This window comes from Streptomyces sp. NPDC025638, assembly GCF_055558775.1.
In genome coordinates this window covers 129,754-152,570 of the sequence record NZ_JBVHLX010000007.1, presented here as the reverse complement: position 1 = coordinate 152,570, position 22,817 = coordinate 129,754, and the positions used below count along the sequence as shown (strand labels likewise).

Sequence of the window (22,817 nt, the reverse complement as noted above, 5' to 3'; positions counted from 1 at the left end):
AGTCCCGGGGTCCCGAGGCCCGGAAGCGTGAGTCCCCGTGCCGTGGGGCTGCTGGCATGGGACGGTCGCGGGACGGGCGGTCACCGCTCGGGGATCAGCAGTTGCCCTTCGTCGCCTTGCCTTCGAAGCGGTCGCCGAGCCAGGCGGCCATGTCGCCGACCGACTGCGGGTCGCCGGTGAGGTGATCGCCGACGTACGGCGTCCACTGGGTGGTGATGCCGGCGGAACAGTAGGCGCGACGTGTGCTGTTGGCCATGCCGGCGGGCATCACCTCGTCGAGCAGGCCGCGGTACTGCAGCACCGGGAACCCGATCTCGTAGCGGGCGCCCGAGCCGGGGGTGCCGATGCCGACGCCGAGTTTGTTGGCCTCGACGGCATCGCCCCAGGTGGTGCCGTCGGGGGCGTGCAGGGCGTACAGCTGGTCGAGGGTCAGCCCGCCCTTGGTGTACTGCTCGACCCGGGCGCCCGCGAACCGGCTGACGGTGCCGAGCGCGCACAGCGACTCGGCGTCCTTGACGGCCTTGCGGCCGCTGTCGTTGAGGACCTCGTCGAACGGCATGTCCGGGTGGGTGATGGACAGACCGATGAATGCGTCGATCAGGAACCCGGCGAAGAACTGCCCGTCGAGGTTGCCGGCCACCTGCTTGAGGTCGGCGGGGATCCCGCCGGAGGCGGCGCCGACGACGTTCAGCTCGGGCGCGTACGAGCGGGCGAGCTGGGCCGCCCACAGGCTGCCCGAACCGCCCTCCGAGTAGCCCCAGATCCCGACCCGGGCGTCGGGACTCACCCCGCTGCCGGGCACCCGCGAGGCCGCGCGGGCCATGTCGAGGGCGGCGTGACCGGCCTCGGCGCCCGAGGCGTACGGGTGGACCTGGCCGTCCATGTATCCCTGGCCGTCGGTCGCGGCGACGGCGTAACCGGCGTTGAGCAGCGCCGCCATGTTGGGGCCCTCGTACGCGTCCTGGTACTGGCCGGCCAGCTGTTTGGAGAACGCGCACTGCGGTCCGATGCCGAGGGTGCCGGGCACGAACGCGACGAGCGGCCGTTCGCCCGGGCCGGTCCACGGCTTCTTCGGTACGACGACGGTGCCGGCGACGGAGACCGGCTTGCCCCGCCCGTCGGTGGAGCCGTACTGGACCTTCCAGGCGTCCAGCGGCGGACCGCCGATCACCATGGGGAGCGAGTCGACGTGGCGGCAGGCGACGACGGCGCCCGGAGCGGCGGTCGCGCGGTCCGGGGGGCGGTATATGTCGGCGTCGGCGGCGGAGCACGCCGCCGGCGTCCCGGCCGCCGCGGTCACTGCCGGCACCGCCAGCAGTCCGCCGAGCAGACCGGCGGCGGCGAGCAGTGCGGCTCTCCTCGGCAGCGGCTTCCTCAGCGGCTTCCTCGACCTGTGTGACATCACTTCAGAGCGTTCCTTCCGTGGGGTGGAGAGGCACGTGAAGCAGAGCAGGCCGTGAGGTTACGGAGCCGTAGGTAAGCGCTGATAGTTAAAGGACGATGAACAGGCGCGGGCAGGGCTGTGCGCCGATGACTAGCCTCGGGGCAGGCAGAAAGCGACGGCCCCGCATCCGACGCGTGCTCGGATGCGGGGCCCGTTGGTATACAGCTGGTCGGTCAGCCGGGCAGTGCGGCCAGCAACCGGCGGTCGCGGGGCGCCGGTTTGCGGTCGAGGCGGGCGTCCAGCAGACGGCGGGCCGCCTCGCAGCGGCCGTCCGCCACCAGTGCGTACAGCAGCGTCTCCTCGACGACCTCGCGCTGGGCCGCGCTGCCGCCGACCCTGCGCAGCACGGGCAGCAGCGCGTCGAGACCGCGGGCCGCCTCCTTGAAGCGCTCCTCGACGAGCGCGGCGAACGCCTCGCACAGCGGCGCGACGACCTCCCGCTGCACGGGGTCGGCCCCCGCCGCGTGGTCGCGCAGCCTGCGCAGGGCGGGCAGATCCCCGGCGGCGGTCAGGGCGACCGCGGCGTGCAGGGCGGTGAACGCGGTCGCGGGCCGCTCCAGCACCTCACGGCCGACCGAGTCCAGCACGTCCGCGGTGGGAAGTTCACCCTGCCAGCTGTCGCTGAGCCGCGCCCGCCAGAGCAGCGACCCCGAGTCGACCAGGGCCCGCATTCCGGTCACCCGGCCGGGCGCGAGCTGCGCGAACCAGCGCCTGCGGACCGCGGCCGGGTCGTCGAGGGCCAGTTCGTGCAGGGCGATGTGCCAGGAGAAGTGCGCCCGGTGGACCGCGCCCCGGCCCCGCCCCGACACCCAGCGGTCGAGCCAGTCGCGGCCCGCCTCGTGCGCGCCGGACTCGTAGTGCACATGCGCCAGGGCGTGGACGGCGTGTCCGGAGGCCGGCTCGACAGCCAGGGCCCGGTGGGCGAGTTCGCCCGCCTCGTGCAGCCGGCCCTGCCCCTGGCGCAGGAACGCGAGCAGCGAGGTGTGGAACCAGTGTCCGTCGTACGCCGGTGACGTCAGTTCGAGCAGACCGAGCGCCTCGTCGTCCTGGAGGTCGCTGACGCCGGAGAAGGCGATGGTGGGCACCGCCGCCGCGAGCGCGAGCGCGTCACCGGGGTGCTCCCCGAGATGGCGTACGAGGGCCTCGTCCCCGTCGTCGCCGGTGACCCGGCGGCTGATCACGTCCACGAAGGAGCGCTCGCGCTCGTCGGCCCGCTCGCGGGCACAGCGCTGCGCGTCGGCGAGGGCGCGCGGCACGTCGACGGCGGCCGAGCACTCGTGGCCGAGCAGGGCGAGGGCGGCATGGCCGAGGGCGAAGCCGGGATCGAGGGCGACCGAGCGGGCGAAGGCGTCCTCGGCGCCGGACCGCACCCTGAGGACCCGGTCGAGTCCGGTGCGGTAGGCGGCGGCCGCCTCGGCGTGGGTGGTCAGGGCGAGTCCGTGCCCGTCGACGGGTCGGCGGCTCGCGCGGGGCTTCGGGGTGAGCGGCGCCAGCAGCTGATGGGCCAACTCGGCCGCCTGGACGCGGATTTCGGGGATGGCGGTGGTCTCCCACAGCTCGCCGCGGCGCGGGGAACCGAGGGTGAACAGCGGGAGCCCGGTACTGCCGTGGGCGTCGAGGAGACGCCCGTCACGGGTGGCCGCGCCCATGCCCAGCGGGCCGTGCACGGCCGCGCCGGAGGCGAGCAGCGAAGCCCACAGCGGGTCGTCGAGGCGGCGCCCCGGCCCGGTGCAGTCGACCACCCAGCCGACGCGCAGCGTTCGGCCGCCGGAGAGTTCGACGGCGAGGGTCCCGTCCTCGTGGGCGGCGGCGCGGTCGACCGTACCGGTGTGGACGTGGAGGCGGCGCGCGGTACGGGCCCGGGAGACGTGCTCGGCGGTGGCGGGGGCCATGCGGTGGCGGTGGGTGTTCCACAGGGCGCCCTCGCGGGCCAGGAACTCCTCCCGTTCCTCGGGGGTGAGGCTGCGCCACAGCCGTACGGTGTGCGGGCGGAGGCTGTCCAGGCCGGGGCGCCAGTCGCCGTGGGTGCGCACCGAGCGGCTGAGGTGGCGGTAGACCGCCCGGCGCAGTCTGCCCAGGGAGGTGTCGTCGAGGTCGTCGGGTGCGGGCATCACCCCGGCCGGGCGCAGCGCGTGCGGCTGAGGCAGCAGTCCGCTGCGGGACAGGGCGTGCACGGTACGGCCGGGGCGATCGAGGGTGAGGGCGAGGTCGACGGCGGTCAGGCCGGTGCCGACGAGCAGCACGTCGTCGGTGCCCTCGCGCGCGCCGTCCAGGGCGCCGGGCGCCCATGGCTCGCCCACGAAGCGGGGCGAGTCGCGCAGGGCGGGCGGGGCCCAGGCCGCGGTCGCGCCGGCGGGGCCGGTGGCGAGGACGGCGGCGTCCGCGGTCAGTTGTCCCCCGTCGGCGAGGCGGAGCTCCACCCGGCCGTCGGGGGTGCCGGTACAGCTTTCCGCGCGGGTGCGCAGCCGGCGCACGGCGACCGTGCCGTGGGCGCGGACGACGGCCTGGCCGAGGGTGTCGGCGAGATAGGCGCCGTAGCGGTAGCGGGTGGCGAAGTCGGCGGCGGTGACCGACGGTTCGCCGTGCCGGCACAGCCAGCGGGTGAAGTGTCCCGGCTCGTCGGGGTAGGCGCTCATGTTGCCCGCGGGAACGTTGAGCCGGTGGCGGAGGTCGGGCGTGGCGTAGGCGGTGCCGCGACCCGCCTCCGGTGCCGGGTCGACGAGGACGACGTCCAGGGGAGTCCGGCGGCGGGTCGCCGTCTCGCAGAGCTGGACGGCGGTCAGGGCGCCCGCCGCGCCGGCTCCGACGATGGCCACGGTGTGCCGCTTGCGGACTTGGGTCACGGATACCTCCGGCGGGGGTGGGTCGTCTTCTTCTTGCTGTTCCGAATTCTTCCGATACCTGCGGGGGCCCCGGCAACCGCGCTTTCCGGCCGTCCGGGGGTGTCCTCACCGGAATCTCAGCAAGCGCCCCTCGGATTCAAAGGGTCAGTACAGACAAGTGACGCAGGATGCGCGGGCACGGACGGGCAACTCAGGAAGGCGTGTCGTGGGCGTCTCGCACATTTCCAACCGGTCGGGGCGGCAGTCGCGGTGGACCCGGCGCGGGCTCCTCGCCGCGTTCGGGGCGGTTCCGGCCGCGGCCCTCGCGGGCTGCGGTGAATCGGCGGACGGCTCGCCGGCCGCGGATGACAAGGACGCCACGGGCTCCGCACGGGCCGTCACGACCAAGAAGGCGACGATCGCGGTCACGCCCGCCTCCGGCACCAGAAAGGCCGAATTCGACAGCCCCGTCGAGGTGACCGTCACGGACGGCACCCTGGCCTCGGTGACCGTCACCGGCAACGACGGCTCCACCCTGTCCGGCTCCTACAACGACGCCCGGACGAAGTGGACCTCGGCGAAGAACCCCTACTCCGGCACGAAGTACACCGTGACCGCCAGGGCGAAGGGCGCCGCCGAGGAGACCGTGTCGACGTTCACCACCAAGTCGCCCGGCGCGACGTTCGTCGGGTACTTCACGCCCGAGGCGAACTCCATCTCCGGCGTCGGTATGCCGGTGTCGATCGACTTCACGCACGCGGTGCGGGACCGGGCGGCCGTGCAGAAGGCCATCACGGTGACCGCCGAGCCGGCCGTCGAGGTGGTCGGCCACTGGTTCAGCGACACCCGCCTGGACTTCCGGCCGGAGACGTACTGGGCGGCCGGGACGAAGATCACGCTCAGTCTGCGGCTGAAGGACGTCGAGGGGGCGGACGGGGTGTACGGCGTGCAGTCGAAGGACGTCACCTTCCACATAGGCCGCGAGCAGATCAGCACGGTCGACCTGGCGACGAAGGAGATGACCGTCGCGCGGGACGGCAGGACCGTCGCCAGCTACCCGGTGAGCGGCGGCAACGCCCAGCACACCACCTGGTCCGGGATCATGGTGATCAGCGAGCGGTTCAAGCGGACGCGGATGGAGTCGTCGACGGTCGGACTCGGCGACGAGTACGACATCCCGGACGTGCCGCACGCCCAGCGCCTGACCACCTCAGGCACCTTCGTCCACGGCAACTACTGGGCGTCCACCTCGGTGTTCGGGCACCGGAACACCAGCCACGGGTGCGTCGGCCTGCACGACGCGAAGGGCGCGAGCGACAGTTCCGTGGCGGGCTACACGTTCTACGAGAGCTCGATGCTCGGCGACGTGGTGATCGTGAAGAACTCGGGCGAGCGGACCGTGGAGCCGTACAACGGCCTCAACGGCTGGAACCTGTCCTGGGCGGACTGGAAGGCGGGCAGCGCGGTCCAGGCCCGCGGCGGCTTCACCGGGTGAACTCCCTTGAGAATCAAGCACTTTCTTTGTTTCAACTCTTGACGACCGGAGGAGCGGAGAGCACATTGGGCGCACTTTGAGAGCGCTCTCAGCGCCTGCCCTCAAGGTCAGCCCTGAAGGTCAGCACTCTCAAGGTCACCCGCGCATCCCCTCCCCGTACCCGAGAGGCACCCCCATGAGTGAAACCTCCGGCATACCCAGACGGCGGCGGGCCCTCGTCGCCATGCTCGCGACGATCGGTCTGGCCGTCACTGCCGCCACGGTCGCCACCCTGCCCGCCAGCGCCTCCGCCCCCACACCCCCGTCCGGCTGGAGCCAGGTCTTCCTGGACGACTTCAACGGTTCCGCGGGCTCCGGCGTCAACACCTCGAACTGGCAGTACGACACCGGGACCTCGTATCCCGGCGGCCCCGCCAACTGGGGCACTGGCGAGGTCGAGACGATGACGTCCAGCACCAGCAACGTCTCGCTCGACGGCAATGGCAACCTCCGTATCACCCCGGTGCGCGACGCGTCCGGCCACTGGACGTCGGGCCGCATCGAGACCACCCGCACCGACTTCCAGCCCCCGGCAGGCGGCAAGCTGCGGGTCGAGGCCCGCCTCCAGATGCCGAACGTCACCGGCACCGCGGCCGAGGGCTACTGGCCCGCCTTCTGGATGCTGGGCGCCCCCTACCGCGGCAACTACCAGAACTGGCCGAGCGTCGGCGAGCTGGACATCATGGAGAACGTCCAGGGCCTGAACAAGGTCTGGGCCACGATGCACTGCGGCACCAACCCCGGCGGCCCCTGCAACGAGACCTCCGGCATCGGCAACAACGTCGCCTGCCCGAACACCACCTGCCAGTCCGGCTTCCACACCTACACGATGGAGTGGGACCGCTCGGTGAGCCCCGAAGCGATCCGCTTCTACGTCGACGGCGTCAACTACCACACGGTGACGGCGAACCAGGTCGACGCGACGACCTGGGCCAACGCCACCAACCACGGCTTCTTCGTCATCCTGAACGTGGCGATGGGCGGCGCCTTCCCGGACGCGCTCGGCGGCGGTCTGGACGGCGACACCGAGTCCGGGCACCCGATGGTCGTCGACTACGTCCAGGTCCTTCAGTCCGGCAGCGGGGGCGGCACCACTCCCCCGCCCTCCGGCAACCGGGACGCCTACAGCGCGATCCAGGCCGAGTCGTACGACAGCCAGTCCGGCGTGGGCACCGAGACGACCACGGACACCGGCGGCGGGCAGAACATCGGCTGGCTCGCGAACGGCGACTGGGCGCAGTACAAGGGCGTGAACTTCGGCTCCACGCCGGCCACGCAGTTCTTCGCCCGGGTGGCGAGCGGTGCGGGCTCCGGGGTGAGCGGCCTGGTCGAGGTCCGCCTCGACAGCCGTACGAACGCGCCCGTCGGCAGTTTCGCGCTGGCCAACACCGGCGGCTGGCAGTCCTGGCGGACGCTCCCGGCCAACATCACCTCGGTCACCGGCACCCATGACGTGTACCTCACCTTCACCAGCGGGCAGCCGGCCGACTTCGTGAACGTGAACTGGCTCGACTTCGCTCACTGACAAGGGAGTTACCGCATCCGGCGGCGCCGGGCGGCTCGACCTCCGCGTGGGGGTCGGCCCCTGGCGTCGCCGCCGTGCACCGCGTGCCGATCAGTACGGCTGGGCCGCTTCGGAAGGTTTCGGAGGCGACGGGTAGGTTCTCCGTGGGAGACGACGAAGTGCGGGGGACCGGGGGACCCATGACGAATCAGCCGGGGTACGGCCAGCAGCAGCCACAGGGGTTCGGGCCTCCGCCGCCGCAGTACGCCCCCATACCGCAGCAGTACCCGCAGGCGCCGGTGCCACCCACGCCGTCGGTGCCGCCCGGGCCGGCGCCTGCGGGACCGGAGTTCCTCGCCGTGGACCGCCACAACTCCATCGTGGTCGACGCGAACGGCGTCGCCTTCGAGGACCATGACGTCATCGCCGAGTTCCCCTGGCCGGAGATCCGCAGCGTCCACTACAAGGCGAGTCCCTCGGGCAAGGCTCTGATGATGGCCGTCGTCCACCTCGACGGCAGGGTCTACGAGTGCGTCGTGGCGGCGAAGCCGCGCGAGGTGCTGGGGCAGTGGTTCGCGCAGCTGGCGGCGGTGCTGGGGTATTACCGCCCGATGGGGTACTAGCGCCCGACGGGGTATTGGCGCCCGATCGGATACGGACGACCGGGGCTTCCCCCTCCGGCCCGGGCCGCTACCGCAGCTCCGCCCGGAATCCCACCGGCGTCTGTCCGGTGTGCAGCTGGAAGAACTTGGAGAAGTTCGCGGCGTCACGGAAGCCGATCGCCGCGCCCACCCGTCCGATCGGCATGTCCGTGTGGGCGAGCAGTCGCTTGGCCTCCAGGGTCACGCGCCTGTCGATGAAGCCCTTGGGCGTCTGGCCGGTGGCGGCGCGGACCGCGCGGACGAGAGTACGGCGGGAGTAGCCGAGGGTGTCGGCGTACGCGCTGACGCTGTGGTTGGTGGCGAAACCCTGCTCGACCGCGTCGCGGAAGAGGGTGAACGTCGAATCGGCCTGGAGCCTGGCGGCCTCCGCGGAGCTGGCCGCGAGATGTGCCAGGCGGAGCAGGAACGCGGTCAGGGAGTGGCGCAGCACCGCCGTGTGCAGGGCCAGCGGGAGGGTCGCGGTGTCCTCGTACTCGCGTTGCAGCTGGGCGAGGGCCGCGCGCAGGGCGGCGAGCTGGGCCGGGTCGGGGCGCAGCAGCGGCGGCAGGTCGTAGCGGTAGAGGCCGGTGTCCTCCACGGTGGCCCGGGGCAGGAAGCCGGGCTGCATGGTCAGGACGGTTCCGTGGTACTCGTCGGTGTCCGAGAAGCGGTGGACCTGCCCGGGGCGGATCCACAGCAGATCGCCGGCCGTCGCCTCGTACTCGGCGAAGTCGATCATGTGCCGTACGGGGCCGTGGTCGAAGAGCATGACCATGTGGAAGTCGATGCGGTGGACGCGGTGCAGCGGGGCGTCGGCGTGCCAGGTATGGCCGGTGCCCATGGGGCCGGCCTGCATGCCCACGCCACAGACGCTCAGATCGACCGGGAAGGGGAAGGTTCTGATCCCGTCTCCGCCGCCCTCTTGGGCCGTTCTGTCCGCCATGTCTTTCCCGTGCCGTCCTTCGGGCGCCGCCGGTGTCCCACTTTCACCAAAGGCTGGCACACCCCGACCTTCCCTCCGAAAAGTCAGACTTTTACTTTTGAACGCGTCCGGTCAGCAATCCCGCTTCCATCGAGGACTTCTTGAAGATGAGCACGCAGACCTCCGACGGCTTCGAGGGGACCGACCCCGACCGCCGGGCCGTGGACACCGCCCGCCTCCTCGCCACCGACTGGCTGAACCCCCTGCGCGATGGGCGCGACCGCCGGCTGCCCCGTGTCGCGGGCCCGTCCGGTCTGGTCATCTTCGGCGTCACCGGTGACCTGTCCCGCAAGAAGCTGATGCCGGCCGTGTACGACCTGGCCAACCGCGGTCTGCTGCCGCCGGGCTTCTCCCTCGTCGGCTTCGCCCGCCGGGACTGGGAGGACCAGGACTTCGCGCAGGTGGTGCACGACGCCGTCCGCGAGCACGCGCGCACCCCGTTCCGCGAGGAGGTCTGGCAGCAGCTCGCCGAGGGCATGCGGTTCGTCCCCGGCGACTTCGACGACGACACGGCGTTCAAGCAGCTCAAGAAAGCCGTCGAGGAGCTGGACGCCTCCCGGGGCACCGGTGGCAACTTCGCCTTCTACCTCTCCGTGCCGCCCAAGTTCTTCCCGAAGGTCGTACGACAGCTGAAGAAGCACGGCCTGGCCGCCCCGCCGGAGGGCTCCTGGCGGCGCGCGGTCATCGAGAAGCCCTTCGGCCACGACCTGGAGTCGGCCCAGCGGCTCAACGCCGTCGTGCACGACGTGTTCGAGCCCGACCAGGTGTTCCGCATCGACCACTACCTCGGCAAGGAGACCGTCCAGAACATCCTGGCGCTGCGCTTCGCCAACCAGATGTACGAGCCGATCTGGAACCGTTCGTACGTCGACCATGTGCAGATCACCATGGCCGAGGACATCGGCATCGGCGGCCGCGCCGGCTACTACGACGGCATCGGCGCCGCCCGTGACGTCATCCAGAACCATCTGCTCCAGCTGATGGCGCTGACCGCCATGGAGGAGCCGATCGCCTTCGACGCGGACGCGCTGCTCACCGAGAAGCTGAAGGTGCTGAAGTCGGTGCGGCTGCCCGAGGACCTGGGCGCGCACACCGTACGCGGACAGTACGCGCAGGGCTGGCAGGGCGGCGAGAAGGTCATCGGCTACCTCCAGGAGGAGGGCATCGACCCCGAGTCGAAGACCGACACCTACGCCGCGATCAAGCTGGAGGTCGACAACCGCCGCTGGGCGGGCGTCCCCTTCTATCTGCGCACCGGCAAGCGCCTCGGCCGCCGCGTCACCGAGATCGCCGTGGTCTTCCAGCGGGCCCCGCACTCCCCCTTCGACTCCACGGCCACCGAGGAACTGGGGCAGAACGCGGTCGTCATCCGCGTCCAGCCCGACGAGGGCATGACCGTGCGATTCGGGTCGAAGGTGCCGGGCACCTCGATGGAGATCCGGGACGTGACGATGGACTTCGCCTACGGCGAGTCGTTCACGGAGTCCAGCCCGGAGGCGTACGAGCGGCTCATCCTGGACGTACTGCTCGGCGACGCCAATCTGTTCCCCCGTCACCAGGAAGTGGAAGAGTCCTGGAGGATCCTCGACCCGATCGAGGAGTACTGGACGGAACACGGCAGGCCGGCGCGGTACGCGTCGGGCAGCTGGGGACCTGAGGAAGCCGACGAGATGCTCGCACGAGACGGACGGAGCTGGCGCAGGCCATGAAGATCGACCTGACCGACACCACGGCAAGCAAGATCAACAAGGCGCTGGTGCGGGGCCGCCGCGCCATCGGGACCCCGGCCGTGGGGATGGTCCTGACGATGGTCATCGTCACGGACGAGGAGAACGCCTACGACTCGATCAAGGCGGCCGAGGAGGCCTCGCACGAGCACCCCTCGCGCACCCTGGTCGTCATCAAGCGGCAGTCCCGCACCCCGCGGGAGCGCACCCGGTCGCGGCTGGACGCCGAGGTCCGGGTCGGCTCCGAGGCGGGCACCGGCGAGACGGTGGTCCTGCGGACCTTCGGCGAGGTCTCCGACCACGCCGCCTCCGTGGTGCTGCCGCTGCTGCTGCCGGACGCCCCGGTCGTCGTCTGGTGGCCGGCGGACGCGCCCGAGGTGCCCGCCAAGGACCCGCTCGGCGCGCTCGCGCAGCGCCGGATCACCGATCTGTACGCCGTCGAGCGCCCGCTGGAGGCCCTCGACGCCCGTGCCCGCGCCTACACGCCCGGCGACACCGACCTCGCCTGGACCCGGCTGACCCCGTGGCGCTCAATGCTGGCGGCCGCCCTGGACCAGGCCCGGGTGCCGGTGATCTCGGCCGCCGTGGAGAGCGAGGCCGACAACCCGGCCGCCGAACTGCTCGCCCGCTGGCTGGGGGTGCGGCTGAAGGTCAAGGTCGACCGCGTGGTCACCGCCGGACCGGTCGTCACCGCCGTACGCCTCGGCACCGCGGGCGGCGAGATCGTCATCGACCGGCCCGAGGGCCCCCTGGCCACGCTGACCCTGCCGGGCCAGCCGCCGCGCAGGCTCGCCCTGAAGGTCCGGGCCACCTCCGAACTCATCGCCGAGGAACTGCGCCGCCTCGACGCCGACGAGATGTACGCCATCGCCCTGCGCGCCAAGGGCACCGAGGAGCACTCCTGACATGTCCGGCACCCCCAAGCTCACCCGGCGCCCCGAGTGGACGGCTCTGGAGGACCACCGCGCCCAGTGGCAGACCCAGCTGCGGGAGCTGTTCGCCGAGGATCCCGCGCGGGCCGAGCGGTACCACGTACGGGTCGGCGACCTGCTCATCGACTACAGCAAGCATCTGATCACCGACGAGACCCTGGCCATGCTGCAGGAACTGGCCACCGCGACCGATGTCTTCGGACTGCGGGACGCCATGTTCCGCGGCGAGAAGATCAACGTCACCGAGAAGCGCGCCGTCCTGCATACGGCACTGCGCGCCCCGCGCGAAGCGGTGATCGAGGTCGACGGGGAGAACGTGGTCCCGGCGGTGCACGCCGTGCTCGACAAGATGAGCGACTTCGCGAACCGGGTCCGCTCGGGCGAGTGGACCGGTCACACCGGCAAGCGGATCCGCACCGTCGTCAACATCGGCATCGGCGGCTCGGACCTGGGCCCTGCGATGGCCTACGAGGCGCTGCGCCCGTACACGGCACGGGAGTTGGCGTTCCGGTTCGTGTCGAACGTGGACGGCGCGGACCTGCACGAGGCGGTACGGGACCTGGACCCGGCCACGACGCTGTTCGTCGTCGCGTCCAAGACCTTCACCACCATCGAGACGATCACCAACGCCACCTCGGCGCGCTCCTGGCTGCTGCGGGGCCTCGACGGCGACGAGAAGGCGGTGGCCAGGCACTTCGTGGCCCTGTCGACGAACGCCGGGAAGGTCGCCGAGTTCGGCATCGACCCGGAGAACATGTTCGAGTTCTGGGACTGGGTCGGCGGCCGCTACTCCTACGACTCCGCGATCGGCCTCTCCCTGATGATCGCCATCGGCCCGGACCGGTTCCGGTCGATGCTCGACGGCTTCCACCTGGTCGACGAGCACTTCCGCACCGCGCCCGCCGAGGCCAACGCCCCGCTGATCCTCGGCCTGTTGGGGATCTGGTACGGCAACTTCTTCGACGCCCAGTCGCACGCGGTGCTGCCGTACTCGCACTATCTCTCCAAGTTCACCGCCTACTTGCAGCAGCTGGACATGGAGTCCAACGGCAAGTCGGTGGACCGGCAGGGCGAGCCGGTCCAGTGGCAGACCGGCCCGGTGGTGTGGGGCACGCCCGGCACCAACGGGCAGCACGCCTACTACCAGCTCGTGCACCAGGGCACGAAGCTGATCCCGGCGGACTTCATCGGCTTCGCGCGGCCCGTCGACGAGCTGAGCGGTGAACTGGCCGCCCAGCACGACCTGTTGATGGCCAACTTCTTCGCCCAGACCCAGGCCCTGGCCTTCGGCAAGACCGCCGACGAGGTCCGCGCCGAAGGCGTACCCGAGGAGCAGGTGCCGCACAAGACGTTCAAGGGCAGCCACCCCACCACCACGATCCTCGCCCGCGAGCTGACGCCGTCGGTCCTCGGCCAGCTGATCGCGCTGTACGAGCACAAGGTGTTCGTACAGGGCGCGGTCTGGAACATCGACTCCTTCGACCAGTGGGGCGTGGAGCTCGGCAAGGTCCTCGCCAAGCGCGTCGAGCCCGCTCTCACCGAAGGCGTGGACGTCCCCGGTCTCGACCCGTCCACCCGGGCTCTGGTCGCCGCGTATCGCACGCTCAAGAACACCCGGAACGCCCGCAACGTTCGGAACGCTCAGGAAGAAGTGAACTGACCATGCAGCTCGGACTCATCGGTCTCGGCAAGATGGGCGGCAACATGCGCGAGCGGATCCGCCGCGTCGGCCACACCGTCCTCGGCTACGACCGCAACCCCCAGGTCTCCGACGTCGCGGACGTGGCCGAACTCGTCGCGCGGCTCGACGCCCCGCGCACCATCTGGGTGATGGTCCCGGCCGGCACCGCCACCCAGTCCGTCATCGACGAACTCGGGGAACTGCTGGAGGCCGGCGACACCGTCGTCGACGGCGGCAACTCCCGCTGGACGGACGACGAGAAGCACGCCGCGGAACTCGGCGCCAAGGGCATCGGCTTCGTCGACGCGGGCGTCTCCGGCGGCGTCTGGGGCCTGCAGAACGGCTACGCCCTGATGGTCGGCGGCGCCAAGAAGGACGTCGAGCGGCTCCAGCCGATCTTCGAGGCGCTCAAGCCCGAGGGGCCGTACGGCTATGTCCACGCCGGCAAGGTCGGCGCCGGGCACTTCTCCAAGATGGTCCACAACGGCATCGAGTACGCGATGATGCAGGCCTACGCCGAGGGCTGGGAGCTCCTGGAGAAGGTCGAATCGGTGGACAACGTGCGCGAGGTGTTCCGCTCCTGGCAGGACGGCACCGTCATCCGCTCCTGGCTGCTCGACCTCGCGGTCAACGCCCTGGAGGACGACGAGCACCTGGAGAAGCTGAAGGGCTTCGCACAGGACTCCGGCGAGGGCCGCTGGACCGTCGAGGCGGCCGTGGACCACGCGGTGCCGCTGCCCGCGATCACGGCCTCCCTCTTCGCACGGTTCGCCTCCCGCCAGGACGACTCCCCACAGATGAAGATGATCGCCGCCCTGCGCAACCAGTTCGGCGGCCACGCGGTCGAGTCGACGAAGGAGTGACTGCCCGGCGAGCCGACCGGGCACGGGCGCCCATTGATCGCGGAGTGGAACGGGAGAGCCCGACGAACCCGTCCTGGCCGTCCCTGGCCCCGGACGTGCCGCTGCGGCGCCAGGCGCACCGGTACGTCCGGGGCACCGTGCTCTCTGGAAGAGGGCCACGCCGGCCGGGGGGCGCATGGGCGAGGCCACTGGCGCCGTCGGCGGCCGTGAGCAGTCCGGCGAGCCGGTCGAGGCCGGCACCGGCCGGCCGCCCGGTCGTCCCCGAAGTGCCGGTTCAGGGGCGCGGCGCGCTCGCCAGCGCGAGCCGGCCGCGCATCGACGGTCGCACCGGCGCCTCCGGCATCCAGCCGCACCCCCCGCTCCAGCGGGACGTCGGGCAGATCGTGCGCGAAGGGTGCGGCGAAGCCGGTGACGTGGTCGAAGTCCACCCGGGGAGGACCCGGCGGGCCCTGCTTCTACAATCACCGGCACCGACCGCACCCCGCGCCCCGCGCCCCCGCCCGAAGGAACCCGATGACCAGCGTCGACGAACCGGCACGACACAGCGGGCGCGGGCGTGACGGCGCTCGTACCCGGGCCGAGATCCTCGACGTGGCGACGCGGGAGTTCGCCCGGGCCGGCTACGACGGCGCCCGGGTCGACGAGATCGCCGCCCGCACCCGTACCACCAAGCGGATGATCTACTACTACTTCGGCGGCAAGGCGCAGCTGTTCACGGCCGTCCTGGAGCGGGCGTACGGCGTGATCCGCGAGGCCGAGCAGGCGCTCGACGTGGACCACCTGGACCCGGTCGCGGCCATCCGGCGGCTGGCCGAGCTCACCTTCGACCACCATGAGCGGCACCCGGACTTCATCCGGCTGGTCAGCATCGAGAACATCCACGGGGCCGAGCACATCGCCGCCTCCGACAAGCTCGGGAAGATCGGCTCGCCCGCGCTCGACGTGATCCGCCGCATCCTGGCCTCGGGGCAGGAGTCGGGACTGTTCGCGGCCGATGTCGACGCGGTCGACGTGCACGCGATGATCTGCTCGTTCTGCTTCTTCCGGGTCGCCAACCGGCACACCTTCGACGCCCTGTTCGGCCGGGACCTGGTGGACCCCGCCCGACGCGATCACTACCGGACGATGCTCGGCGACATGGTGATCGCCTACCTCACGGCGGAGCGCGCGGCGGACTGAGGGCCCTGCTGGAGGGCTGGCTCGCAAAGACACGAGACGCCGAGCCGTTCGCGGCGCCGCTGAGCTGGTTCCGGTAGGTCCTAGCGCTTCGGCGCACCGTACGCCCGCTCGACGTGCAGCCGCAGGACGAGGCGCCGGTCGCGGACCATGGCGGCACGGTAGTCGTCCCAGTCGGGGTGTTCGCCCACGATGTCGCGGTAGAGCCGGACGAGTTCCTCCACCGTCTGGTCGTACGGGTCCTGTGCGACCGGCGAGAGGTCGGCCGTGCCTTCGGCGACCGTGTACGCCCACCGGTCACCGCTGGTGACGTGGTACGAGGCACGGGGATCCCGGCGCAGGTTGCGCGTCTTGGCACGGTCGTCCGTGACCGAGACGCGGATGATCCGCTCGTCGGGGTAGTACGCGTGGCTCACGTTCGACAGCTGGGGCCGCCCGTCGCGCTTGAGCGTGACCAGCACCCCGCCGTGGCGGTCGGAGAGCAGCTTCAGCAGTGCGTCCTGCGTGGCGTCCTCAGTCATACCTGGAACAACGGGGCGGGGCGGGCCGCGCATTCCCGTGCGGACGCCTCCCCCTCGGGGCCAGTAGACAGTGTCTACCCGGCCCTGGTAGACACTGTCTATGAGTGAGTCCGATACGGGTCTGCGGACCCGGCTGGTCGATGTCGGTGTGGCCCTGGTGGCCGCCGAGGGCGCCCAGGCGCTGACCCTGCGGGAGATCGCCCGCCGTGCGGGGGTCTCGCACGGTGCGCCGCGCCGCTACTTCCCCACCCATCTCGAACTGCTGTCGGCCATCGCGCGCCGCGGCTTCGACGCGCTGGCCGACCGGGCGGGCGCGGCGCTCGGCGACCGCGCGGCGCCGCCGCGCGCACAGCTGACGGCACTGGCGGACGTCTATCTGCGGTTCGCGCTGGAGAACCCCGGCATGTACGAACTGATGTTCCGTCACGATCTCTTGGAGAGCGGGCACTTGGGCCTGCGCGAGACCAGCCTGCCGCTCTTCGGTCTGCTGACGGACCTGGTCGGCAGGGTCCGGCCGGACGCGAACGCCTCCCTCGTGGCCGGTGCGTTGTGGGCGAACCTGCACGGCATCGCCCAGCTGTGGAGCTGGGGAAGCCTTCAACTCGCCATCGGCGCACGGGACTTCGCGCCGCTGCTGCGTTCCGCCCTGGACGCCCACCTGGGGCCGGACGGCGCGCGGTGAACCGTCGGCTCACGCTGGCGAGCAGCGTGGTGGGCGCCGTCGTCGTCGCCCTGGACGGTACGGTCCTCACCGTCGCGCAGCCCACCCTGCAACGGGATCTGCACGCGTCGTTCGCGCAGGTCCAGTGGACCAGCACCGCCTATCTCATCGCGGTCGCGAGCCTGCTGGTGTTCGCCGGGCGGCTCGGCGACCGGTACGGGCAGCGGCGGGTGTTCGCCTGCGGCATGCTCGGGTTCGGGGCGGCCTCGGCGGGCATCGGCCTCGCGCCCGGCGTGGGCTGGGTGATCGCGCTGCGGGTGGCGCAGGGGGTGTTCGGCGCGCTGCTGCAACCGGCCACGCTCGGGATGCTGCGCGCTGCGTTCCCGCCGGACCGGCTCGCGATGCCGCTCGCGGTGCGGACCAGCGCCATCGGGCTCGCGGCCGCCGCGGGCCCGGTCGTGGGCGGGGCGCTGGTGACCGGCCTGGGCTGGCGGGCCGTCTTCTTCCTCAATGTGCTGCCCGCGCTCGGCTTCGGCGTGCTCGCCCTCGCCGCCCGCGGCCCGGACCTCGCCGGCGCGCCGGGCAGGCCACTGGACGTGCCGGGCGCCCTGTTGCTCGCCGTGACGCTCGCCTGCCTGGTCCACTCACTGGTCGCACCACATCCGCTCGGCCTGTGCCTGGCGGCGCTCACCGGCGCCGCCTTCGTCCGGCACGAACGCCGTACCGCGAGCCCGCTGCTGCCACCGGAGGTGATCGGCTCGGCGTCGGTCGGCGCTGCGCTGGGTATCCTGGTCGCCGCGTCGGCGTCCCTGTTCGGCACGCTGTTCGTCGCCACCTACGTCCTGCAGCGGACCCTCGGCCTCGACCCGTTCCAGAGCGCCCTGCGCAGCCTGCCGCTGGCGGTGCTGATGGTGCTGTCCGCTCCCGGCTGCGCCGTACTGCTGCGCCGGGCCGGTGCCCGCCGTACGACGGGAGCGGCAATGGCGGTCCTCGTGCTCGGCGTCCTGCTGCTGCCCCGGGCCTCCGGCACCCTCGCCCTGGGCTGCGGATTCGCGCTGCTGGGCGCCGGGTTCGGCACGGTGATGGTGGCGGCGACCCATGTCGTCGTACGGCAGGCGGACACCGGGTCGGCCGGAGTCGCGGGCGGACTGCAGCAGACCGCCCTCAACATCGGCCCGACGCTGGGCGTGGCCGCGGCCACCGCGCTCATGGGTGCGGGCATCGCGCTGCCGCTGACGGTGCTGGCCGCTGTGGCCGCGGTCGGCGCAGTGGCCGCCCGGGCGCTTCCCGGGCGCGGCGTCGTGTCGATCACACAACACCCTGATGAGCGGGCACTTTTCCGTGTTTCTGAGCGACGATGAGATCTGATGAGGTCGGGAGCCGCCCCCGAGGGGTATGCCGGACCGCATCGCGTACGACGCGACCGGAGGAGAGCGATGGCACAGCTGCGACAGGAAGTCGAGCCGGACGAGGTCGGGCTGGACGCGAAGGCCCTTGACCGCCTCGACCAGCACTTCGCGCACTACGTCGACGACGGACGCCTGCCCGGCTACCTGGTGTCCGTGGCCCGCGGCGGCCGTGTCGCCCACCTCACCACGCACGGCCACCGCGACATCGCGGCCGGGCTGCCGGTCGAGCCGGACACGCTGTGGCGGATCTACTCGATGACCAAGCCGGTCACCGCGGTCGCGGCGCTGCTGCTGGTGGAGGAGGGCAGGCTGTCGCTGGACGACCCGGTCGGCCGTCACCTTCCCGTGTTCGCCGAGCCGCGGGTGTATGTGAGCGGTGCCGGGGCCGAGGTGCGCACCCGCCCCGCCGACGGACCGATCCTGATCCGGCATCTGCTCACCCACACCGCGGGCCTGACATTCGGCTTCTACTACTCCCATCCCGTCGACGCCCTCTACCGCGACGCCCACCTGGAGTCCTCGGTACCGCCGGGCGCGGACCTCGCCGAGACGGTCGACGTGTACGCGAGCCTGCCGCTGCAGTTCGAGCCGGGGACGCAGTGGAACTACTCGGTCGCCTCCAATGTGCTCGGCCGGGTCATCGAGGTGGTCTCCGGCCAGCCGCTGGACGAGTTCTTCGCCGAGCGGATCTTCCGGCCCCTGGGTATGACGGACGCCGGGCTCCACATCACTCCCGAACAGGCCCCGCGGCTCTCGGAGTTGTACGGCGAGACGGACGACGGCGGCATCGCGCCCATCCCCGGGCTCCCGCTGCGCGGCCGGCCGCGCTTCCTGTCCGGCAGCGGCGGCATGGCGGCCACGGCGCACGACTACCACCGCTTCATGGAGATGCTCCGCCGGGGCGGCGAACTGGACGGCACCCGCCTCCTGTCCCCCGGCACGCTCGCCCTGATGACCAGCAATCACCTTCCCGGCGGCGCCGACTTGCGCACCTTCGGCGCCCCCGCCCACCAGGAACCCGGCAACGAGGGCGTCGGCTTCGGCTTCAACGTCTCCGTCGTGATCGACCCGTCCCGCACCCTCGCCCCGACGGGCCTGGGCGCGTACGGCTGGAGCGGTGTGGCGACCACGACCTTCTGGGTCGACCCGAGCCGGGACCTGACGGTGCAGTTCATGACCCAGGTACGGCCGAAGACGCTGAAGGTGTTCCCGGAGCTGAAGCGACTGGTGCACGAGGCGGTCGTCGACTGAGGACGAACCGGCCGCACGGCACGGCCCCGGCTCCGTCACACCAGGTTGGCCTCCGGGCGCGGGGCGTCGGCCGCGAACCGGGCGGCGCTCAACGGGCCGACGTCCAGGAAGGGTTCGCGGCCGAGGTACAGGTCGCGGACGACCTCGCCGACGGCCGGGCCCTGCAGAAAGCCATGGCCGGAGAAGCCCGTCGCGTACAGGAAGCGGGAGACCGAAGTCGCCTCGCCGATCAGGGCGTTGTGGTCGGGGGTGTTCTCGTACAGGCCCGCCCAGCCGCCGGTGCGGCGCAGGTCGAGAAGGGCGGGCGCGCGCCGTTGCATCGCCTCGTACAGGCGGGGGATCCACCGGTCGTGGGTGTCGGTGGCAAAACCGGGCTTCTCGTCGGGGTCGGACATGCCGAGCAGCAGGCCGGGGCCCTCGGCATGGAAGTAGAGGCTGGTGGTGAAGTCGATCGTCATGGGGAGGGCGGGAGGCAGGCCCGGGACCGGTTCGGTGACGGCGATCTGCCGGCGCAGCGGCTCCACCGGCAGATCGACGCCGGCCATCGCGCCGACGGCCCGCGACCACGCCCCGGCCGCGCAGATCACGGTGTCGGTGGCGATCCGGCCCAGGGTGGTGGTCACGGCGGTGATGCCGGCGCCGTGCAGTTCGATGCCGGTGACCTCGGTGTGGCGCAGGATCCGGGCGCCGTGGGCGCGGGCGGCGGCCGCGTAGCCGTGGACGACGGACTCGGGCGTGCAGTGACCGTCGTCCGGCGACCAGGCGGCGGCGAGCAGGCCGTCGGTGGTGATGAGCGGGGACAGCCGGCGGGCCTCCCGCGGGGTGATCAGGCGGCTGGGCACACCGAGCGAGTTCTGCAGCCGGACGCCCTGTTCGAAGGAGGCCACCTCCTCGGGCGTGGACAGCAGGAAGAGGTAGCCGACCCGGTGCAGCCCGATGTCGTACCCGGTGTCCTCCTCGAACCGGCCGAACGCCTCCAGGCTCCTCGCCCCGAGCTGGATGTTGAGCGCGTCGGAGAACTGCGCCCGCACCCCGCCCGCCGCCTTCGACGTGGAGCCGGCGGCGAGCTCGTCCCGCTCGACCAGCACCACATCGCGTACGCCTGCGCTCGCCAGGTGGTAGGCGATGCTGGTGCCCATCACCCCGCCGCCGATGACCACGACCCGGGCCTGGAGATTCACGCGCGTGCCTCCTTCGCCGCGCGGATCACGGCCCAGGCCGCCGCGGCGTCCTGGATGCCGAGTCCGACGCTGTTGTAGTAGACGATGTCCTCGGGCGAGGTGCGGGCCGCGCGCCGTCCGGTGAGCACCTCGCCCAGCGGGACCAGGTCCCCGGGCGCGAGCAGGCCCTCGCGCAGCGCGTCCACGACGGGTCCGGCATGCCCCGCGGCCGTCGCCGGATCGTCCACGACGACGGCGGCGGCCCGCCGTACGACCTCGGTGTCGACCTCGCGCCGGGTCGGCTCGAACGAGCCCACACTGACCACTGTGCACCCGGGCGCCAGCCACTCACCACGCACCACGGGCGTCGTGCTGAGCGTGCAGGCGGCCACCAGCGACGCCCCGGTCACGGCCTCCTCGGCGCTGTCGGCCGCGCGCACCGGGACGTCCAGTTCGGCCGCCAGGGTCCGCGCGGCGCGGGCACGGTGCGCGGGGGTCGGGCTCCACAGCCGTACGGACGTCACCTCCCGCACCCGGGCGATCGCCCGTACGTGGGCGAGGGCCTGGGTGCCCGAGCCCAGGACGGCCGTCTCCACGCTGCCGGGGACGGCCAGCGCGTCCACGGCCACGGCGCTGCCCGCGGCCGTGCGCAGTGTGGTCAGCGCGGTGCCGTCCAGGACGGCGGCGAGCCGGCCGGTCACCGGGTCCAGGGCGGTGACGACCGCGTGGACGGTGGGCAGCCCGGCGGCCGCGTTGCCCGGGTTGACGCTGCCGAACTTCGCCACCGGGCCGGTGTCCGCCGAGAGCCGGGCGAGGTAGGCGAAGACCACACTGTCGTCGAAGCGGCTGGGCTCCATGATCTTCCCGGGCAGGTCGGCGTCACCGGTCCCGAGCGCGGTGAAGGCCGCCCGCTGCGAGGCGATCGCCGCGTCGAGGTCCAGCAGCCGCACCACCTGCTCGCCGGAGAGAAAGAGGACGTCGTCGGTCATCCCCACATCCTGTCCGGGCCGTCGCCCGGCGAATCAGGACCAGTGGGCGACCGCGTCCAGATGGGGCAGGTTGTGGTCCAGACGCTCCCGCTTGGTGCGCAGATAGGTGATGTTGTTCTCGCAGGGCTCGATCAGCAGCGGGACCGTCTCGGCGACCTCTATGCCGTGCTGGAGCAGCGATTCGCGCTTGCGCGGGTTGTTGGACATCAGACGTACGGAGCGGACCCCCAGGTCGCGCAGGATCCCGGCGGCGACGCCGTAGTCGCGGGCGTCGACCGGCAGGCCCAGGGCGAGGTTCGCCTCCACCGTGTCCAGGCCCTCCGCCTGCAGGGCCATCGCGCGCAGCTTGGCGAGCAGTCCGATGCCCCGGCCCTCGTGACCCCTCAAGTAGACGACGATGCCGCTGCCTTCGGCGACGACCGCGCGCAGCGCGGAGGCCAGCTGGTCGCCGCACTCGCAGTGCTGGGAGCCGAACGCGTCGCCGGTCAGGCATTCCGAGTGCAGCCGGGTGAGAACGTGCTCGGTGCCGATGTCGCCGTAGACCAGGGCCACTTGCTCGTCACCGCGCTCGTGGTCCAGGTAGCCGATCGCCTGGAATTTCCCGTACACGGTGGGCAACGGTGCATTCACGACGCGTTCCACGCCCGAACGCCGTGGGGTCTTCTGGCCGAGTACGCCGATGTTTTCTGTCATGATCTGATTCCTAAGCAGAGACGAAAGGCCGTGAAAAGATGAGTGGTTCGGGCGCGCCTACGACGGCATACGGGCTGTTGCCGGCGGACACCACGGAAGACGTACGGACGCGGGCGGCCGGCGTCTCAACACAGGTCGCCGTCCTTCCGGTCGGGAGCTTCGAACAGCACGGCCCCTTCCTTCCCCTGGCGACCGACACCCTGGTCGCCTGTGCCGTCGCACGGGAGATCGCCGCAGCGTACCCGGTGCACCTCCTTCCTCCCGTTACGATCGCCTGCTCGCACGAGCACGCGGTCTGGCCCGGTACCGTCAGCATCTCGTCCGTGACCCTTCATGCGGTGGTGCGGGACATCGCCGCGTCGCTGCGCCGGTCGGGCGTCGACGCGCTCGTCGTGGTCAACGGCCACGGCGGCAACTACGTACTGGGAAACGTCGTTCAGGAGTCCTCCGCGCGCGGGGAGCGGATGGCGCTGTTCCCGGCCCCGGAGGACTGGGAGGAGGCGCTGGAGCGGGCCGGGGTGCGGACCTCGATGCTCACCGACATGCACGCGGGGGAAATCGAGACCTCCATTCTGCTGCACGCTCATCCCGAATTGGTCCGCCCTGGTTACGAGTCCGCCGATTTCACCGCGGACGACCGCCGTCATCTGCTCACCACGGGAATGTCCCGCTATACCGAATCGGGCGTCATCGGCCGTCCTTCCCTGGGGTCGGCGGAAAAGGGGAAGGAACTGCTGGCGAGCCTCGCCGATTCCTTCGGCGCGTATTTCGAGTTGCTCACGTCCACGGACGGGCTGGGGTAGTCCGCGTCGGCGGCCCGGGCGCCG

General features: G+C 71.7%; 19 protein-coding genes. 12 read left to right on the top strand and 7 right to left on the bottom strand.

Going from position 1 to position 22,817, the window contains the following annotated elements:
* Window positions 1–94: 94 nt before the first annotated feature.
* On the bottom strand, window positions 95–1,402 hold the full coding sequence (locus tag ACZ4EG_RS19750) for a lipase family protein (RefSeq protein WP_467791484.1): 1,308 nt from the start codon (window positions 1,400–1,402) through the stop codon (window positions 95–97).
* Between the two features lie 215 nt (window positions 1,403–1,617).
* Window positions 1,618–4,287, bottom strand: coding sequence for an FAD/NAD(P)-binding protein (locus ACZ4EG_RS19745; RefSeq protein ID WP_467791483.1), 2,670 nt, complete (start codon window positions 4,285–4,287; stop codon window positions 1,618–1,620).
* Between the two features lie 205 nt (window positions 4,288–4,492).
* Here ACZ4EG_RS19745 and ACZ4EG_RS19740 point away from each other — a divergent pair, with 205 nt between their 5' ends.
* The 3 genes from ACZ4EG_RS19740 to ACZ4EG_RS19730 all read left to right on the top strand — a co-directional run bounded on the left by ACZ4EG_RS19740 (window position 4,493) and on the right by ACZ4EG_RS19730 (window position 7,927).
* Window positions 4,493–5,761: a L,D-transpeptidase gene (locus ACZ4EG_RS19740; protein WP_467791482.1), complete on the top strand. Its 1,269-nt coding sequence runs from the start codon at window positions 4,493–4,495 to the stop codon at window positions 5,759–5,761.
* A gap of 175 nt (window positions 5,762–5,936) precedes the next feature.
* Entirely contained in the window at window positions 5,937–7,325 is a 1,389-nt protein-coding gene (locus tag ACZ4EG_RS19735; RefSeq protein WP_467791481.1) for a glycoside hydrolase family 16 protein, read from the top strand.
* Window positions 7,326–7,504: 179 nt separating this feature from the next.
* Window positions 7,505–7,927, top strand: coding sequence for a hypothetical protein (locus tag ACZ4EG_RS19730; RefSeq protein WP_467791480.1), 423 nt, complete (start codon window positions 7,505–7,507; stop codon window positions 7,925–7,927).
* A 67-nt stretch (window positions 7,928–7,994) separates the two neighbouring features.
* Here ACZ4EG_RS19730 and ACZ4EG_RS19725 read toward each other — a convergent pair whose 3' ends face one another.
* Window positions 7,995–8,888: a helix-turn-helix domain-containing protein gene (locus ACZ4EG_RS19725; RefSeq protein ID WP_467791479.1), complete on the bottom strand. Its 894-nt coding sequence runs from the start codon at window positions 8,886–8,888 to the stop codon at window positions 7,995–7,997.
* Between the two features lie 146 nt (window positions 8,889–9,034).
* On the opposite strand from ACZ4EG_RS19725, the gene zwf reads away from it, so the two are divergent.
* The 5 genes from zwf (at window position 9,035) to ACZ4EG_RS19700 (ending at window position 15,309) form a co-directional block, all read left to right on the top strand.
* A complete protein-coding gene (gene zwf / locus ACZ4EG_RS19720; RefSeq protein WP_467791478.1) occupies window positions 9,035–10,636 on the top strand; it encodes a glucose-6-phosphate dehydrogenase in 1,602 nt (533 codons plus the stop codon).
* Window positions 10,633–11,559 (top strand): glucose-6-phosphate dehydrogenase assembly protein OpcA, encoded by a 927-nt coding sequence (gene opcA / locus ACZ4EG_RS19715; RefSeq protein ID WP_453545214.1) that lies wholly within the window; start codon window positions 10,633–10,635, stop codon window positions 11,557–11,559. Before zwf ends, opcA begins: the two co-directional genes overlap by 4 nt.
* 1 nt (window position 11,560) lies before the next feature.
* Window positions 11,561–13,246, top strand: coding sequence for a glucose-6-phosphate isomerase (pgi, locus tag ACZ4EG_RS19710; protein ID WP_467791477.1), 1,686 nt, complete (start codon window positions 11,561–11,563; stop codon window positions 13,244–13,246).
* 2 nt (window positions 13,247–13,248) lie between these two features.
* Window positions 13,249–14,130: a phosphogluconate dehydrogenase (NAD(+)-dependent, decarboxylating) gene (gene gnd, locus ACZ4EG_RS19705; RefSeq protein ID WP_467791476.1), complete on the top strand. Its 882-nt coding sequence runs from the start codon at window positions 13,249–13,251 to the stop codon at window positions 14,128–14,130.
* 513 nt (window positions 14,131–14,643) lie between these two features.
* On the top strand, window positions 14,644–15,309 hold the full coding sequence (locus tag ACZ4EG_RS19700) for a TetR/AcrR family transcriptional regulator (RefSeq protein ID WP_453545208.1): 666 nt from the start codon (window positions 14,644–14,646) through the stop codon (window positions 15,307–15,309).
* Between the two features lie 80 nt (window positions 15,310–15,389).
* On the opposite strand, the gene ACZ4EG_RS19695 is transcribed toward ACZ4EG_RS19700, so the two are convergent.
* Window positions 15,390–15,827 (bottom strand): PPOX class F420-dependent oxidoreductase, encoded by a 438-nt coding sequence (locus ACZ4EG_RS19695; RefSeq protein WP_467791475.1) that lies wholly within the window; start codon window positions 15,825–15,827, stop codon window positions 15,390–15,392.
* A 100-nt stretch (window positions 15,828–15,927) separates the two neighbouring features.
* Between ACZ4EG_RS19695 and ACZ4EG_RS19690 the strand changes: the two genes are divergently transcribed.
* From ACZ4EG_RS19690 to ACZ4EG_RS19680, 3 genes are all read left to right on the top strand, one after another.
* Window positions 15,928–16,509, top strand: a complete 582-nt coding sequence (locus ACZ4EG_RS19690; RefSeq protein WP_467791474.1) for a TetR/AcrR family transcriptional regulator — start codon at window positions 15,928–15,930, stop codon at window positions 16,507–16,509.
* The gene (locus ACZ4EG_RS19685; protein ID WP_467791473.1) at window positions 16,506–17,849 is read left to right on the top strand and encodes an MFS transporter; all 1,344 of its coding nucleotides are present in this window, start codon (window positions 16,506–16,508) and stop codon (window positions 17,847–17,849) included. The genes ACZ4EG_RS19690 and ACZ4EG_RS19685 overlap by 4 nt, the downstream gene beginning before the upstream one ends.
* 75 nt (window positions 17,850–17,924) lie before the next feature.
* A complete protein-coding gene (locus ACZ4EG_RS19680) occupies window positions 17,925–19,148 on the top strand; it encodes a serine hydrolase domain-containing protein (protein WP_467791472.1) in 1,224 nt (407 codons plus the stop codon).
* A 35-nt stretch (window positions 19,149–19,183) separates the two neighbouring features.
* On the opposite strand, the gene ACZ4EG_RS19675 is transcribed toward ACZ4EG_RS19680, so the two are convergent.
* From ACZ4EG_RS19675 to ribA, 3 genes are read right to left on the bottom strand one after another with little or no spacing between them, the layout of a single operon-like run.
* Complete coding sequence (locus ACZ4EG_RS19675; protein WP_467791471.1) at window positions 19,184–20,329, bottom strand: NAD(P)/FAD-dependent oxidoreductase; 1,146 nt, start codon at window positions 20,327–20,329, stop codon at window positions 19,184–19,186.
* A complete protein-coding gene (locus tag ACZ4EG_RS19670; protein WP_467791470.1) occupies window positions 20,326–21,297 on the bottom strand; it encodes an ornithine cyclodeaminase family protein in 972 nt (323 codons plus the stop codon). The genes ACZ4EG_RS19675 and ACZ4EG_RS19670 overlap by 4 nt, the downstream gene beginning before the upstream one ends.
* Before the next feature lie 33 nt (window positions 21,298–21,330).
* Window positions 21,331–21,990 carry a GTP cyclohydrolase II gene (gene ribA, locus ACZ4EG_RS19665; protein ID WP_390705449.1) on the bottom strand — a complete coding sequence of 220 codons (660 nt, stop codon included), beginning with the start codon at window positions 21,988–21,990 and terminating at the stop codon, window positions 21,331–21,333.
* Window positions 21,991–22,028: 38 nt separating this feature from the next.
* On the opposite strand from ribA, the gene ACZ4EG_RS19660 reads away from it, so the two are divergent.
* A complete protein-coding gene (locus ACZ4EG_RS19660) occupies window positions 22,029–22,793 on the top strand; it encodes a creatininase family protein (RefSeq protein ID WP_453545194.1) in 765 nt (254 codons plus the stop codon).
* Window positions 22,794–22,817 lie beyond the last annotated feature (24 nt).

Excerpts from the sequence above, each read along its gene's own strand:
- ACZ4EG_RS19750 (WP_467791484.1), bottom strand. The coding sequence starts at position 1,402 with ATGTCACACAGGTCGAGGAAGCCGCTGAGGAAGCCGCTGCCGAGGAGA.
- ACZ4EG_RS19735 (WP_467791481.1), top strand. The coding sequence starts at position 5,937 with ATGAGTGAAACCTCCGGCATACCCAGACGGCGGCGGGCCCTCGTCGCC.
- ACZ4EG_RS19730 (WP_467791480.1), top strand. The coding sequence starts at position 7,505 with ATGACGAATCAGCCGGGGTACGGCCAGCAGCAGCCACAGGGGTTCGGG.
- ACZ4EG_RS19725 (WP_467791479.1), bottom strand. The coding sequence starts at position 8,888 with ATGGCGGACAGAACGGCCCAAGAGGGCGGCGGAGACGGGATCAGAACC.
- zwf (WP_467791478.1), top strand. The coding sequence starts at position 9,035 with ATGAGCACGCAGACCTCCGACGGCTTCGAGGGGACCGACCCCGACCGC.
- opcA (WP_453545214.1), top strand. The coding sequence starts at position 10,633 with ATGAAGATCGACCTGACCGACACCACGGCAAGCAAGATCAACAAGGCG.
- pgi (WP_467791477.1), top strand. The coding sequence starts at position 11,561 with ATGTCCGGCACCCCCAAGCTCACCCGGCGCCCCGAGTGGACGGCTCTG.
- gnd (WP_467791476.1), top strand. The coding sequence starts at position 13,249 with ATGCAGCTCGGACTCATCGGTCTCGGCAAGATGGGCGGCAACATGCGC.
- ACZ4EG_RS19700 (WP_453545208.1), top strand. The coding sequence starts at position 14,644 with ATGACCAGCGTCGACGAACCGGCACGACACAGCGGGCGCGGGCGTGAC.
- ACZ4EG_RS19695 (WP_467791475.1), bottom strand. The coding sequence starts at position 15,827 with ATGACTGAGGACGCCACGCAGGACGCACTGCTGAAGCTGCTCTCCGAC.
- ACZ4EG_RS19690 (WP_467791474.1), top strand. The coding sequence starts at position 15,928 with ATGAGTGAGTCCGATACGGGTCTGCGGACCCGGCTGGTCGATGTCGGT.
- ACZ4EG_RS19680 (WP_467791472.1), top strand. The coding sequence starts at position 17,925 with ATGGCACAGCTGCGACAGGAAGTCGAGCCGGACGAGGTCGGGCTGGAC.
- ACZ4EG_RS19670 (WP_467791470.1), bottom strand. The coding sequence starts at position 21,297 with ATGACCGACGACGTCCTCTTTCTCTCCGGCGAGCAGGTGGTGCGGCTG.
- ribA (WP_390705449.1), bottom strand. The coding sequence starts at position 21,990 with ATGACAGAAAACATCGGCGTACTCGGCCAGAAGACCCCACGGCGTTCG.
- ACZ4EG_RS19660 (WP_453545194.1), top strand. The coding sequence starts at position 22,029 with ATGAGTGGTTCGGGCGCGCCTACGACGGCATACGGGCTGTTGCCGGCG.